At 72.6% G+C, this 13,835-nt stretch carries 14 protein-coding genes; 7 read left to right on the top strand and 7 right to left on the bottom strand.

The window, feature by feature from the left end; all coding sequences use genetic code 11:
* Nucleotides 1–14: 14 nt before the first annotated feature.
* Entirely contained in the window at nt 15–1,652 is a 1,638-nt protein-coding gene (locus QWY28_RS06905; RefSeq protein WP_300951583.1) for a CHAP domain-containing protein, read from the bottom strand.
* Between the two features lie 124 nt (nt 1,653–1,776).
* Here QWY28_RS06905 and pepN point away from each other — a divergent pair, with 124 nt between their 5' ends.
* The gene (gene pepN / locus QWY28_RS06900) at nt 1,777–4,332 is read left to right on the top strand and encodes an aminopeptidase N (RefSeq protein ID WP_300951582.1); all 2,556 of its coding nucleotides are present in this window, start codon (nt 1,777–1,779) and stop codon (nt 4,330–4,332) included.
* Between the two features lie 108 nt (nt 4,333–4,440).
* Here pepN and QWY28_RS06895 read toward each other — a convergent pair whose 3' ends face one another.
* Together QWY28_RS06895 and QWY28_RS06890 are read right to left on the bottom strand one after the other, a co-directional pair.
* On the bottom strand, nt 4,441–4,836 hold the full coding sequence (locus QWY28_RS06895) for a DUF5130 family protein (protein WP_300951581.1): 396 nt from the start codon (nt 4,834–4,836) through the stop codon (nt 4,441–4,443).
* A complete protein-coding gene (locus tag QWY28_RS06890; protein ID WP_300951580.1) occupies nt 4,823–5,185 on the bottom strand; it encodes a hypothetical protein in 363 nt (120 codons plus the stop codon). Before QWY28_RS06890 ends, QWY28_RS06895 begins: the two co-directional genes overlap by 14 nt.
* Before the next feature lie 124 nt (nt 5,186–5,309).
* Here QWY28_RS06890 and QWY28_RS06885 point away from each other — a divergent pair, with 124 nt between their 5' ends.
* Complete coding sequence (locus tag QWY28_RS06885) at nt 5,310–6,353, top strand: mechanosensitive ion channel family protein (protein WP_300951579.1); 1,044 nt, start codon at nt 5,310–5,312, stop codon at nt 6,351–6,353.
* Between the two features lie 121 nt (nt 6,354–6,474).
* Here the strand turns inward: QWY28_RS06885 and QWY28_RS06880 are convergent, their stop codons facing one another.
* The gene (locus QWY28_RS06880; protein ID WP_300951578.1) at nt 6,475–6,903 is read right to left on the bottom strand and encodes an OsmC family peroxiredoxin; all 429 of its coding nucleotides are present in this window, start codon (nt 6,901–6,903) and stop codon (nt 6,475–6,477) included.
* 112 nt (nt 6,904–7,015) lie between these two features.
* Here QWY28_RS06880 and QWY28_RS06875 point away from each other — a divergent pair, with 112 nt between their 5' ends.
* The gene (locus tag QWY28_RS06875) at nt 7,016–7,408 is read left to right on the top strand and encodes a globin (RefSeq protein ID WP_300951577.1); all 393 of its coding nucleotides are present in this window, start codon (nt 7,016–7,018) and stop codon (nt 7,406–7,408) included.
* Nucleotides 7,409–7,411: 3 nt separating this feature from the next.
* On the opposite strand, the gene QWY28_RS06870 is transcribed toward QWY28_RS06875, so the two are convergent.
* The gene (locus tag QWY28_RS06870) at nt 7,412–8,098 is read right to left on the bottom strand and encodes an acyltransferase (RefSeq protein WP_300951576.1); all 687 of its coding nucleotides are present in this window, start codon (nt 8,096–8,098) and stop codon (nt 7,412–7,414) included.
* A 636-nt stretch (nt 8,099–8,734) separates the two neighbouring features.
* Between QWY28_RS06870 and QWY28_RS06865 the strand changes: the two genes are divergently transcribed.
* Nucleotides 8,735–9,604 (top strand): hypothetical protein, encoded by an 870-nt coding sequence (locus QWY28_RS06865; RefSeq protein WP_300951575.1) that lies wholly within the window; start codon nt 8,735–8,737, stop codon nt 9,602–9,604.
* Nucleotides 9,583–10,191 carry an RNA polymerase sigma factor gene (locus tag QWY28_RS06860; protein ID WP_300951574.1) on the top strand — a complete coding sequence of 203 codons (609 nt, stop codon included), beginning with the start codon at nt 9,583–9,585 and terminating at the stop codon, nt 10,189–10,191. The genes QWY28_RS06865 and QWY28_RS06860 overlap by 22 nt, the downstream gene beginning before the upstream one ends.
* Here QWY28_RS06860 and QWY28_RS06855 read toward each other — a convergent pair.
* Nucleotides 10,131–10,991: an acyl-CoA thioesterase gene (locus QWY28_RS06855; RefSeq protein ID WP_300951573.1), complete on the bottom strand. Its 861-nt coding sequence runs from the start codon at nt 10,989–10,991 to the stop codon at nt 10,131–10,133. The two genes, QWY28_RS06860 and QWY28_RS06855, sit on opposite strands and share 61 nt — an antisense overlap.
* A gap of 68 nt (nt 10,992–11,059) precedes the next feature.
* On the opposite strand from QWY28_RS06855, the gene QWY28_RS06850 reads away from it, so the two are divergent.
* Nucleotides 11,060–12,274, top strand: coding sequence for an acetyl-CoA C-acetyltransferase (locus QWY28_RS06850; protein WP_300951572.1), 1,215 nt, complete (start codon nt 11,060–11,062; stop codon nt 12,272–12,274).
* Nucleotides 12,275–12,402: 128 nt separating this feature from the next.
* A complete protein-coding gene (locus tag QWY28_RS06845; protein WP_439117233.1) occupies nt 12,403–12,894 on the top strand; it encodes a MarR family winged helix-turn-helix transcriptional regulator in 492 nt (163 codons plus the stop codon).
* Between the two features lie 19 nt (nt 12,895–12,913).
* Here QWY28_RS06845 and QWY28_RS06840 read toward each other — a convergent pair whose 3' ends face one another.
* The gene (locus tag QWY28_RS06840; RefSeq protein ID WP_300951571.1) at nt 12,914–13,717 is read right to left on the bottom strand and encodes an alpha/beta hydrolase family protein; all 804 of its coding nucleotides are present in this window, start codon (nt 13,715–13,717) and stop codon (nt 12,914–12,916) included.
* Nucleotides 13,718–13,835 lie beyond the last annotated feature (118 nt).

The following is a 13,835-nucleotide window of genomic DNA, read 5'->3' as shown; positions in this document are numbered from 1 at the left end:
ATCGACGGGCTGCGTCAGCGCACGACCACGGTGGTGGTCGCCCGGCTGCTGCGGACCAGGTCGGTGCCGGCGTACACGACGGTCACCGGGTGGGTGCCCGCCTTCAGCCTCGGCACCACCACGCGCGCGTGGCCGTCCGCGACGGTCGCGGTCACCACGCGCCCGCCGACCTTGACCTTCACCGGCCCGGACGGCGCGCTCACGCCGGGCGCCGACACGTCGACCAGGACGACGGCCCGGCCCTCCTTGCCGTTGGCGCGGACCGCGAGCGAGGAGGTCGTGGCGACCCGCTCCTCGGTGCGGACCGTGCTGCTCGCGCTGCGGTAGTGCGGCGCGGCGAGGTCGACCTGGAGCGAGATCCGGTGCCCGGCGTCCTCGGGGACGAGCGCGTACGACGGGCCGCTGGCGACCGGCGTCCCGTCGCGCAGCCAGGTGTGGGTGACCTCGGCGTCGGCCGGGGTGTAGTCGCCGGTGACCGCGGTCAGCGTGCGGCCGACCCGCGCGACGCCGCGGACGGCGAAGGCACGGGTGACCTCGATCGTCCCGGCGATGACGCGGGCGGTGGGCGCCGCCTCGACGACGGCCTTCTGGTAGCCGGCCGAGCGGGCGGTCACGCGGGCCGAGACGACGGTCCCGATCTGCTCCTGCCCGAGCACCAGCTTCCAGCCGGTCGCGCCGGTGATCGGCTGCCCGTCGGCCAGCCACTGGACCTTGAGGACCTCCGCGGCGGGCGTGAAGGTCGGCTTGGCCACCGTCAGCGCCTGGTCGACCTCGGCGGTGCCGGAGATCGTGGGCTCGCCGCTCCGCTCGAGGACGCCCGGGGCGACCGCGGGCGCGACCGGCGAGGTGGCCGACGCGGCGGCGTACCCCTTGCGCTGGGCGGTGACCCGGACCGCGAGCCGCTGGCCCTTGAGCTCCGGCGTGGGGGTGAACGTGGCCGCGGTGGCACCCGCGACGGGCTGGCCGGCGGCCAGCCACTGGTAGCTGAACGTCGCGCTCGGCTGCCAGGCGCCCGGCTCGGCGCTGACGGGCTGCCCGACGACCGGCGTCCCGACGACGGCCGGCGGCGCGTCGTTGACCACGACCCGGTCGTTGAAGTGGATGAAGCCGCTCGGCCAGCTGTCCCCGGTCTTGGTGATCCGGCGCCAGTGGAAGTCCCCGCCCCAGCTGTCCTCGGACACGAGGATCTCGGTCGGGGAGACGACCTGCTCGACGTAGGCCACGTGCCCGGCCGAGCCGGCGCCGCCGACGTTCTGCTTCCACCACGCGACCGCGCCCACCATCGGCGTCATGTCCGTGATCGACGACATCGCGCGGCCCCAGTTCTCGGCGTTCCCGCTGCCGGCCCAGGGGCGCTCCTCGGACATGCCGCTGGCCACCATGCGGTAGGCGACGTAGTTGGTGCAGTTGTGGCCGGCGTACATCCGCCAGAACATCTGCTTGCTGACGGCCTGGTAGCCGCTGTTGGAGTAGCCGGCGTCCCGACAGCCCTGGTAGCCGGTGCACAGGTACGTCGAGGCGGCCTGAGCCGGCGCGACCGGCACCGCGACGAGGCCCGCGCACAGGGTGCCGAGCAGCAGCACGAGGGCCGCGAGAGGGCACGCCGACCGGGTCGGTCGGGGCGCACGGGACGGCTGTGACTGCTGAGGCACGGGGGAACTGTAGTGAATGAATGTCAAGCACCGACACGCCGCCGGAGAACTTCAATGTTGTAATTTTCGCGCCGGCCTCGGGTGACTGCAGAACGGCCACCGGCGCGGTGGCAGGATGCGCCGCATGCCTGGAACCAACCTCACCCGGGACGAGGCCGCCACCCGCGCCGCCCTCCTGGACGTCACGTCGTACACCATCGACCTCGACCTCACCGGCGCCACCGCGACCGACGCCCGCACCTTCGGCTCGACCACGACGATCGAGTTCACCTGCCGGGAGCCCGGCGCGGAGACCTTCGTCGACCTCGTCGACGCGACCGTCCACGAGATCACCCTGAACGGCGAGAGCCTCGACCCCGCCACGGCGTACGCCGACAGCCGGATCGCCCTGTCCGGGCTGCAGGCGCAGAACACGCTCGTCGTGCGCGCCGACTGCACCTACTCCCACACCGGCGAGGGCCTGCACCGCTTCGTCGACCCGGCCGACGACCGGGTCTACCTCTACTCCCAGTTCGAGGTGCCCGACGCCCGCCGGGTGTTCACCACCTTCGAGCAGCCCGACCTCAAGGCGCCCTTCACCTTCCGGGTGGCCGCGCCGGCGCATTGGGCCGTCGTGTCCAACTCCCCCACCCCCGAGCCGCGGCCGCTGGCCGAGGGCACCGCGGTGTGGGAGTTCGAGCCGACCAAGCCGATGTCGACCTACATCACCGCGATCGTCGCCGGCGAGTACCACGCCGAGCACGACGTCTACGAGGGCAAGCACGGCTCGATCCCGCTGGGGCACTACTGCCGCCAGTCGCTCGTCGAGCACATGGACACCGACGAGCTGGTCAAGCTCACCAAGCAGAGCTTCGCCTTCTTCGAGGAGAAGTTCGACTACCCCTACCCGTTCGGCAAGTACGACCAGCTCTACGTGCCGGAGTACAACATGGGCGCGATGGAGAACGCCGGCTGCGTGACGCTGCGTGACGAGTACCTCCCGCGCAGCCGCCAGCCGCGTTCGTTCTACGAGTTCCGCACCTCCGTCATCACCCACGAGATGGCCCACATGTGGTTCGGCGACCTGGTGACCATGAAGTGGTGGGACGACCTCTGGCTCAACGAGTCGTTCGCCGAGTGGGCCTGCTACTGGTGCGAGGCCGAGGCCACCGACTTCACCGACGCGTGGACCGGCTTCGCCAACGCCCGCAAGCAGACCGGCTACCGCGCCGACCAGCTCCCGTCGACCCACCCGATCGCGGCCGACAACGTCGACCTGCACGCGGTCGAGGTCAACTTCGACATGATCACCTACGCCAAGGGCGCGTCGGTGCTCAAGCAGCTCGTCGCCTGGGTCGGGCTCGACCCGTTCGTGGCCGGCCTGCGGCAGTACTTCAAGGACCACGAGTTCTCCAACGCGACCTTCGCCGACCTGCTGTCGGCGCTGGAGAAGTCGTCCGGCCGCGAGCTCGGCGGCTGGGCGCAGGAGTGGCTGCAGACCGCCGGCGTCAACACCCTCGCCCCGTCCTTCGAGCTCGACGACCAGGGCCGCTACACGTCGTTCTCCGTCGAGCAGTCGGCTCACCCCGACTGGCCGACGCTGCGCCGCCACCGGCTCGGCATCGGCCTGTACGACGAGGTGGACGGCCGCCTCGTGCGGCGCGACTACCTCGAGGTCGACGTCGAGGGCGCCTCGACCGTGGTCGAGGCCCTGGCCGGGGTCGAGCAGCCCGCGCTGCTGCTGCTCAACGACGAGGACCACGCCTACGCCAAGATCCGCCTCGACGAACGCTCGCTGCAGACCGTCATCGGCGGGCTCTCGAAGCTCGAGGACTCGCTGCCCCGCGCGGTCGTGTGGACCGCCGCCTGGGACATGACCCGCGACGGCGAGCTGTCGGCGACCGACTGGGTGCGCCTGGTGCTCGCCAACATCGGCCAGGAGACCGACGCCTGGGGCGTCACGCGGATCCCCGCGTCGACCGCGCTGGCCGTCGAGCTCTACTCCGCCCCGGCCGGGCGCACCGCCCTGCAGGAGGAGTGGGAGACCGGCCTGCGCCGGCTGCTGCTGGACGCCGAGGCCGGCAGCGACCACCAGCTGACCTTCGCCCGGTCCTACGCGCTCGCCGCCCGGTCCGAGCAGGCGGTGGCCGACCTGCGGGGCCTGCTCGACGGCTCGTTCACCGTCGAGGGGCTCAGCGTCGACCAGGACCTGCGCTGGGCGCTCGTCACCCACCTCGCGCGCCTCGGGGTCTACACCGACGCCGACATCGACGCCGAGCTGGACCGCGACCCGACCAGCGCCGGTCGCGAGAAGGCCGCCGCCGCTCGTGTCGCGCAGCCGACCGTCGCCGCGAAGGAGGCCGGCTGGGCCGCGATCATGGACCCCGCCACGCCGAACGAGACCTCGCGCGAGATGGTCTTCTCGATCTTCCGGTTCAACCAGGAGGAGGTGGCGGCGCCGTACCTGGAGAAGTACCTCGAGGCCGCGGAGACCGCCATCGACAGCCTCGGCTTCCACAAGGGCTCGGTCGTCCTCGAGCACGGCTTCCCGCGCCTGCTCGCCTCGCAGGAGACCGTCGCGCGCCTCGACGCCTGGCTGGCTGACAACAACGCGCCGAAGGGCGCGCAGCGGTACGTCGGCGAGGCCCGCGCCGAGCTGGCCCGCGCGCTGACCGCCCAGGAGCGCGACGCCCGCGGCTGACCGGTCCCGGACACGACGAACGGCCGGCCTCCCCTCGGGGAGGCCGGCCGTTCGTCGTTGCTGGGCCGTCGGTGAGCCGTCGGTGGCCCGTCGGTGGGCCCGCGCGGGTCAGGCGTCGGGCGCGTGCGAGTGCAGCGTCTGCGGCGGCCGGGCGTGGTCGGCGAGCATGTGGACCCCGCGGACGAGGCCGCCGACGAGGTCGCCCTCGGCGAAGGCCTGCTGCATGTGCAGCGCGGCCAGCTCGACCTCACGGTCGGAGAGCGTCCGGCGGACCCAGCCGCCGGTGACGATCTCGAGCGCACGGGCGGTGCGGTCGACCATCACCAGGATGCTGCGCGAGGGCGCGACCAGGGAGTTGTGCAGCTGCGTGGCGAACGCGCGCGGGTCGCCCTCCGCCGTACCGATGAAGACGGAGAACTCCACCCGCGCGTGACGCTCGGCCGTGCGGATCGCCTCGTCGAGGCGGGCCCGCTCGGCCTCGGTCAGGGGTTCACCAGCGGGCACTGGCTCCACCCGCCTGCGACTGCTCGCCGTCGGGGCCGGCCAGCTCGGCCGTGCTCTTGCGCGGGCCACCGATCCACTGGTTCTCGGGGGTGGCCGTGCCCGGCGCGACCCGCTCGCCGCGGGCGAGCGCCGGGACGTAGACCGCGAGCGCGATCAGCACGAAGAGCAGCAGCGGGACGCCGCCGAGGAGCAGCAGCGCGTGCAGGGTGTTCACCGGGTCCGGGTCCGACCAGCCCTCGGGCACGTCGGCGCTGGCCGGGGCGGCCAGCACGACACCGGAGGTCAGGACGACGGAGAGGCCGGTGAGCAGGGCGGCGGCCCGACGAACGGGGCGGATCGAGGCGGTCACGCGTGCAGGATATCGGTACCCCGCACGCGCCCCGTGCCCCGTCCCCGCCCGGTCCGGTCGGATGGGTCACACCGCCGCGCGGAGCCTTCGGCAGCACCTCGCCCACCTGTTAGACATGGTCCCCATGTTCTCCGCCACCACCGACCCCTGCGAGGACGGCGAGCAGACCTGCGACCTCGCCTACAGCTGGTTCGGCAACGACACCGTCGCCGAGGTGGCCGACGTGATCATCGGCAAGCCGCTGGCGATCACCGGCCTCGCGCTGCTCGGCCTCGTCATCCGCTGGGCGCTGCACAAGCTCGTCGACCGGCTCGTGGCGAGCGCCGAGGACGGCGTGCTGCCCGACAAGGTGACCCGCCTCCCCCGCCGCGGCAAGGCCGTCCACGCCGTCGCCGCCCGGGACGCGGCGACCCAGACCCGCCGCGTGCAGCGCGCCAAGACGATGGGCGACCTGCTCAAGAGCATCATCACCGGCATCCTCGTGGCGATCATCGGCACGATGGTCCTCAGCGAGCTCGGCGTCAACATCGCCCCGATCATCGCCAGCGCCGGGATCGTCGGCGTCGCGCTCGGCTTCGGCGCCCAGTCGCTGGTCAAGGACTTCCTGTCCGGCATCTTCATGATCTTCGAGGACCAGTACGGCGTCGGCGACGTCGTCGACGTGGGCGAGGCGACCGGCACGATCGAGGCGGTGAGCCTGCGGGTGACGCGGCTGCGCGACCTCAACGGAACCGTCTGGTACGTCCCCAACGGCGAGATCCTCCGCGTCGGCAACATGAGCCAGAACTGGTCCCGCGCGGTCGTCGACGTCAACGTCGCCTACGGCGAGGACCTGGTCCGCGTGCAGGACGTGCTGCGCGACGTGAGCCACGGGCTCTGGGAGGACGAGGACTTCCGCAACGTCGTCATCGAGGAGCCGGAGGTCACCGGCGTCGAGATGCTGGCCGCCGACTCCATCACGCTGCGGGTGATGGTCAAGACCGCGCCGATGGAGCAGTGGGGCGTCGCCCGGGAGCTGCGCCAGCGGATCAAGGCGCGCTTCGACCACGAGGGCATCGAGATCCCCTTCGCCCAGCGGGTGGTCTGGCACCGCGAGGACGCCCGGCACCCGGCGGCGGACCCCCCGGCTGACCGGGCGCCGGCCGGGGCGCCTGACCGGGACGCCTGAGCGGGCGCCTGACCGGGCGCCTGACCGGGGCGCCTGGGCCCGGCGACGTACGACAGCGGCCCGCCCGGATGATCCGGGCGGGCCGTTGTGCGTCGTACGGCGGGACGTGCCCGCCGGCGGGTCAGCTCTTCAGCGAGGCGTCGAGCGTGATGGTGGTGCCGGCCAGCGCCTTGCTGACCGGGCAGTTCTCCTTGGCGCCGTTGGCGGCGTCGACGAACTGCTCCTCCGAGACACCGTCGACCGTGCCGACGACGGTCAGCTTGATGCCGGTGATGCCCGTGCCGGGGGTCAGCTCGACCTCGGCGCTGGTCTCCAGGGTGGTCGGCGGGGTGCCGGCCTTGGACAGCGCCGCGGAGAGCGCCATGGAGAAGCAGGAGGAGTGCGCGGCGGCGATGAGCTCCTCGGGGCTGGTCTTCCCGTTCGCCGACTCGGCGCGGGAGGGCCAGGAGACGTCGAAGGTGCCCACGCCGGAGGACTGGAGCTCCACGGAGCCGGAGCCCTCCTGGAGCGAGCCCTGCCAGGTGGTCTGCGCGGTGCGCGTCGTTGCCATGCGTCGATCACTCCTGTGACTGGTTGCGGCCGGTTGCAGCCGTGAGGTCTGGTCCGTCGCGAGTCTGGCACGCGGATTCAACGGGCTGGACAGGCGTCGGCAGAATGGACGGGTGACCACCTTCTACGAGGAGATCGGCGGCTTCGAGACGTTCCGCCGCATCGTCGCGACGTTCTACGAGGGTGTGGCCACCGACGAGGTGCTGCGGCCGATGTACCCCGAGGAGGACCTCGGCCCCGCCGAGGAGCGCTTCCTGCTGTTCCTCGTGCAGTACTGGGGCGGCCCGACGACGTACTCCGAGAACCGCGGGCACCCCCGCCTGCGCATGCGGCACGCGCCGTTCCAGGTGACGCCGGAGTCGCGCGACCACTGGTTGAAGCACTTCCGCGCCGGCCTCGACGCGGTCGACCTCACCCCCGAGCAGGACGCGCAGTTCTGGGACTACGTCACCCACGCCGCACAGTTTATGGTCAACACGCTCGACGAGCCGCCGGCGGCGACCTGAGGGTCAGCCCCTGACGGCCTCGCCGAGGAAGTCGAGGTCGTCGGCCAGCACGGGGCGTACGTCGCCGCGCGACCCGATCCACCCCACGCCCGGCTCGTAGCGGCGCACCACCCGCGCCGGGTTGCCCGCCACCACCGCGTGGTCCTCCACGACCCCGCGCACGATCGAGCCGGCGGCGACCACCACGTTGCGGCCGAGCCGGGTGCCCGGCAGCAGCACCGCGTGGTGCCCGATCCAGGAGCCCGCACCGACCACCACCGGGTCGGACGCGCCGAACTGGGCTCCGACCGGCCGGTCCGGCACCTGGTAGCCGTGGCTGGCGTCGGTGATGAACACGCCTTGCCCGCAGAACACGTCGTCGCCGATCTCGATCGACTCGTGCGCGGTGATGCTCGTCCGTGCGCCGATGACGCACCGGTCGCCCACGACGAGCGCGCGGGGCGGCAGCACCTGCTCGCCCGTCCCCCACCCGACCGACAGGGTGACCTGCCGGCCGACCAGCGTCCGGGCGCCCAGGTGGATCGAGGACGCCCCCAGGATCGTCGCCGGCGGGAAGTCGATGCACGACCCCTCCCCGAAGCCGCCGAACTCCTCGGCCGGCCGCGTCCCCGGCACGATCTCCCCCGCCCGGTCCACCCACCGCCACCCGGCGTGGACGGCACGGTTCACCAGGCGTGGGATCAGGCGCACGGCCGGACCCTAGCCGTTGGGCGACGTCCGCCGGCGAGCATGGCCGGCTGGTCGACGAGCTCGCGCGAGGCGACCACGCGCTGTTCGAGCAGCGAGCGCCAGCGAGCGTGTCGAAACCCGGTGAGCCGAAGGCGGCCTCTGGGCCGCGGGTGGTTGCAGTCCACGGCCGGCCTCCGCTGGTTGAGCAGCGAGCGCCAGCGAGCGCTGTCGAAACCCCTGGCAGCCGAGCTTCGGCCTGGCACCGCGGGTGGTTGCGGTGAGTGGCAGCTACGGGAGCAGGTACGTCGTGAGTTGCGGTCCGCTGCCGGGCTTCCGCTGGTTGCGCAGCGAGCGCCAGCGAGCGTTGTCGAAACCCCTGGCAGCCAAGCTCCGGCCTGGCACCGCGGGGTGGTCGCGCAAGATCCGTCAGGAATGGCTGCACTAGCCACCCCGCCCCACACCCCGCCGGAGCCACCAGCCGGCGGGACACCAGCACGTTCCTGTGCAGTCTGATCGGCGATCGAGGTAACGCAACGAGGCTCCTGCGACAGGTACCGGGGAGGAGCACGGGGCCTCAGCCTTCCCAGGCAAGGCGGTCGTGCACCAGCGGTAGCGCGACTCGGGGCGCTACCGTTCGACCGGACGGAGGCACTGGACATGGCACGACCCAGCACGGAACGACTGAGGGTGGACCCGCCCGAGGTGACGCCCGACGACGCCTTCGTCGCCCGCCTCGCAGCGATGGCCGCCGCGTCCGCCCCGCCCGTCCGCGCCCGGCGGCCGGCGCGCATCCGCACCGGCCTGGCGGTCGGCACCGTCGTGGCGCTCGCCGGCAGCGGCGCCGCCATCGCGGCGGTGGTGGAGCGCGAGCTGTCCGCGCCGCCGAAGCCCCAGCCGACCCACACCCCCAGCCAGGTCCCCGAGCGGTCGCCCGGCGAGCCGAGCGCACCCGGCGGGGCCACCTCGGGACCGGCGTCCACGGACGGCGTCTCGCCGTCGGGTCGGCCCACGTCCGGCCCCTCCTCCCCCGGCGGCACCGGGCGGCCAGGGACGCCCGGGTCCTCCGTGAACGCCCCGGGCTCACCGGCAGGCACTCCCGGCGTCCCCGTCCCGCCCACCCCCGGTACGAACGGGAACGGCCAAGGCAACGCCAACGGCCACACCAACAGCAACGGCAACGGCAACGGCAACGGCAACGGCCAGGGCAACGGTCCCGGCAGCAACCCCGGACTCGGCCAGGGCCAGGGCGGCGGCCAGACCAACGGCCAGGGGCCGGGCACCGGCAACCCCGCGAACAACGGCAACGGTCCCGGCACCACGCCCGGCAACGGCAACAGCAACGGCCCCGGCGCCACGCCCGGCGGCCAGGGCAACGGCAACGGCCAGGGGAACGGTCAGCCGAACGGCGGCGCGCCGAACCAGGACGACCAGGACGAGCCGGGCGACACCGGGAACAACCAGGGCGGCAAGGACGGCAAGGGCGCATCGACCAGCGGGGACCGTGGTTGGACGCCGACGACGAGCTGATCGCACGCGCCAAGGGGGGCGACCAGGATGCGTGGCGACAGCTGTACGCCGAGCACGCCGGTCGCCTCGTCGTCTGGCTGCAGGTCCGACCCTCCGGCGACTCGGCCATGGCGGCCGACGACGTCGCCTCGGAGGCGTGGCTGACCGCAGCGACCAAGATCCACGAGTTCACCGGGACCGGGGAGCAGTTCGCGGGCTGGCTCTTCGGCATCGCCCGCAACGTCGGCATGAACGCGCGCCGCAAGACCGACCGGCGACGTACGGACCCCGTCGGCGAGGAGCACGCGCACGAGCAGGTCGAGGCGCCGGAGACCTACCTGGTCGGCAAGGACTGGGTCCGTCAGGTGCTCGCTCAGCTGCCTCCGCGCGAGCGGGACGTCATCGGGTGCTTGGAGGTGGTCGGCCTCGACGTGGAGGCGACCGCGCGGGCGCTGGACATCAGCGCGGTGGCGGTCCGCGTCGCGCGGCACCGCGGCCTGCGCCGGCTCCGGGGCCTCGGCGCGCTCGGCGACGAGGTCGACGCCCGTCAGGGCAGCGCGGCGAGCAGCGCCTCGCGGAACGCGGGGTCCGGCGGCGTCGGCCGCTGAGCCTCGCGGTCGACGACCACCGCGGTGGTGTGCGCGCGCGCCAGCACGGTGTCGCCGTCGCACAGCTCGGACTGGACGTCGAACGACGTGGTCCCGACGCGCGAGATCCATGACCACGCGTCGTACGGCTCGGGGCGGTGCAGCACCGGCACCCGGTAGTCGACCGCCTTGCGGGCGATCACCAGCACCGGCCGAGCCACGTCCACCGACGGGCCCCGGCCCAGCTGCTCGAAGTAGCTGATCCGCGCCTCCTGGAAGTACTCGAAGTACGTCACGTTGTTGACGTGGCGGTAGACGTCCACGTCGGAGAACCGGACCCGCACGGGGTAGTGGCCGGCGGCCGCGGGCCGCGGCGTGAACGGCGGCCGCTCGGCCGCCTCGACCGGCTCGAGGTACGCCGCCAGGCCCTCGCGCTCCTCGGGGGTGAGCCGGCGCGGCCGCTCGTCGGCGAAGACGTACGGCGTCAGCACGGTCGACGCCTGCAGGTAGACCTTGCGCGAGCCGTCGGGACGCACGTGGAACACCTCGTAGGCCAGCGTGAAGGTCGCCGCCCGGACCTCGGTGACCCAGCACTCCACGAGCACCGACCGGAAGTCGAAGAACAGCGGCGCCCGGTAGCCGACGTCGGTCTGCACGACCACCACGCCCTCGGCCAGCTCCTCGGCCTGGCGGGAGCGTCCATGGGTGCGCAGCATGTCGACCCGCGCCTCCTGGAGGTAGTCGACGTAGACGACGTTGTTGACGTGACCCAGCGGGTCCTGGTCGGCCCAGCGGACCGGGCACTCGTAGACGTGACGCACGTCCCGATCCTGTCAGCCGGCACTGATCTAGGCTGAGCCGGCACATCACCCGAGATCGGAGTACCTGCATGCCCGAAGCCGTCATCGTCTCCGCGACGCGTTCCCCCATCGGCCGCGCGAACAAGGGGTCGCTGAAGGACCTGCGTCCCGACGACCTCACCGCGACCATCGTCCAGGCGGCGCTCGACAAGATCCCCGAGCTCGACCCCACCACCATCGACGACCACTACCTCGGTTGTGGCCTGCCTGGCGGCGAGTCCGGCAACAACATGGCGCGGATCGTCAACGTCCTCATGGGCTACGACCAGATCCCCGGCGCCACCATCACCCGCTACTGCTCCTCCTCGGTGCAGACCAGCCGGATGGCGTTCCACGCGATCAAGGCCGGTGAGGGCGACGTCTTCATCTCCGCCGGCGTCGAGACCGTCTCGCGCTTCGCGAAGGGCACCTCGGACCACTGGCCCGACACCCACAACCCGAAGTTCGCCGAGGCGCAGGAGCGCACCAAGAAGACCGCCGAGGGCGGCGTCGGCTGGCACGACCCCCGCGAGGACGGCGTGCTGCCCGACATCTACATCGCGATGGGCCAGACGGCCGAGAACGTCGCCAAGCAGCGCGGCCTCTCCCGCCAGGAGCTCGACGAGTTCGGCGTCCGCTCGCAGAACCTCGCCGAGAAGGCCATCAACGACGGCTTCTGGGCCCGCGAGATCACCGCGGTCACGACCCCCGACGGCACCGTCGTCTCCACCGACGACGGCCCGCGCGCGGGCGTGACGTACGACGCGGTGAAGGACCTCAAGCCGGTCTTCCGCCCCGACGGCGTGGTCACCGCCGCGAACTGCTGCGCCCTCAACGACGGCGCCGCCGCGGTCGTCATCATGTCCGACACCAAGGCCGCCGAGCTGGGCATCACCCCGCTCGCGCGGATCGTCTCCACCGGCGTCTCGGGCCTCTCCCCCGAGATCATGGGCATGGGTCCCGTCGAGGCGACGAGGAACGCGCTCAAGAACGCCGGCATGACCATCGGCGACATCGACCTGGTCGAGATCAACGAGGCGTTCGCCGCGCAGGTCGTGCCGTCCTACCAGGACCTCGGCATCGACATCGACCGGCTCAACGTCAACGGCGGCGCGATCGCGGTCGGCCACCCGTTCGGCATGACCGGTGCTCGCCTGCAGAACACCATGCTCAACTCGCTCGACTGGCACGACAAGACGACCGGCCTGATCACCATGTGCGTCGGTGGCGGCCAGGGCATGGCGATGATCCTCGAGCGGATCTGACCCCCACCCGTCGACGAACCCCGCGAACGCCTGGCCACGAACGTGGCCAGGCGTTCTGCATCCCGTCCGGAGGCCGGTCACGGCCCGGCGCTGCCCGATCGCGGCGCGCCCGGCTCTAGAGTGGCCGCGTGGCACAGGTAGGCGAACCCCGCTGGCTCGACGCCGGACAGCAATGGTCGTGGCGCTCCCTGGTCATGGGCACCACCCTGCTCTTCGACCGGCTTGACGACGACCTGCGCCGGTCCTTCGACATCTCCCTGGTGGAGTACGAGATCCTCGTGCGGCTCTCCGAGCGCGACGGCCAGATGCGGATGGCCCAGCTGGCCGACGCGCTGGCGCACAGCCGCAGCCGGGTCACCCACACCGTCGGCCGGATGGAGAAGGCGGGCCTGGTCCAGCGGACCAGCTCGCCGGAGGACGGCCGGGGCATCGTGGCCGCCCTCACCGACCGCGGCATGGACCTGCTGCGCCGCGCGGCGCCCGTGCACGTCCAGGGCGTGCGCGACCACCTGGTCGACCTGGCCACCGACGAGGACTTCGCCGCCCTCGGCCGGGTCATGGGCGCCGTCAGCGACCACCTGGTGCCCGCGCACCCCGAGATGGAGATCCGCCAGCGCTAGTGCGCCGGCGGCCCGTGCCTCAGGCGCCCTCGCCCGCGCAGGAGTCGGCGTAGGCGACCAGGTCGCGCGCGTTCCAGTGCGACGGGTCGGCGTGGCCGCCCTTGACGTCCAGGAGCGTGATGTCGGCGCCGCGGGCCTCGAGCTGCTGCACCAGCGGCTGGGTGTTCTCCTGGTAGGCCACCCACTCGTCCTGCTGCGAGGAGACGACCCGGTAGCGGGTGTCGGCCGGCAGCCGGTCGACGTTGCGGATCGGGTTGCGGTCCGCCGGGACGGGCTGGCCCTCGTACGCGCGACGGATGTACCCGGGGCCGCCCGGCACCTGGTCCATCTGGGTCAGGTCGAGGGCCGGCTTCACGCCGTACCAGCAGGCGGGCGCCTCGACGCCGTGGGTGAGCGCGTTGAGCGCGATCGAGGCGCCCATCGAGCCGGAGACCCACAGCCGGGCCTTCGTGCCGGCCTGCTCCTCGGCCCACTCGACCAGGAGCCGCGTGTCCTTGGTGGAGGCCGCGTTGCCCCACGACTGGGAGTGGAACTCCGAGGACGCGACCGCCCAGCCGTCGCGGCGCAGCGCGTCCAGCCACGGGCCGTCGACGCGGTCGTTGACGTTGCCCCCCTGGCCGTGGAACCAGATGACCAGTCCCTTCGGCTCGGGCCCGGGCATGGACAGCCGGACGGCCTGGCCGGCCAGCGTCCCACGGACGGTCGTCGGCCCCTGGTCACCGCCGTTGGCGCCGGTGCTGAGCAACGGTGCCACGACGAGCGCGGCCGCGACTCCCAGCACGACCACCACGGCAGCGACGACGGCAGAACGTCGGATCCTCATGGTTCCTCCCCCCAAGGCCCCCCTCCGGGGCCTGTCGAGGTGGCCAACGACCGCGCGACCCACGGGTTATGAGCGTCGCGGTGTGGCCTGCCTCAACGTGCCCCGGCGGGGTGCCGGC

The organism is Nocardioides oceani, assembly GCF_030412965.1.
GTDB lineage: Bacteria > Actinomycetota > Actinomycetes > Propionibacteriales > Nocardioidaceae > Nocardioides > Nocardioides oceani.
The sequence above is the reverse complement of the archived record's forward strand: the minus strand, read 5'-3'. Positions and strand labels throughout refer to the sequence as shown.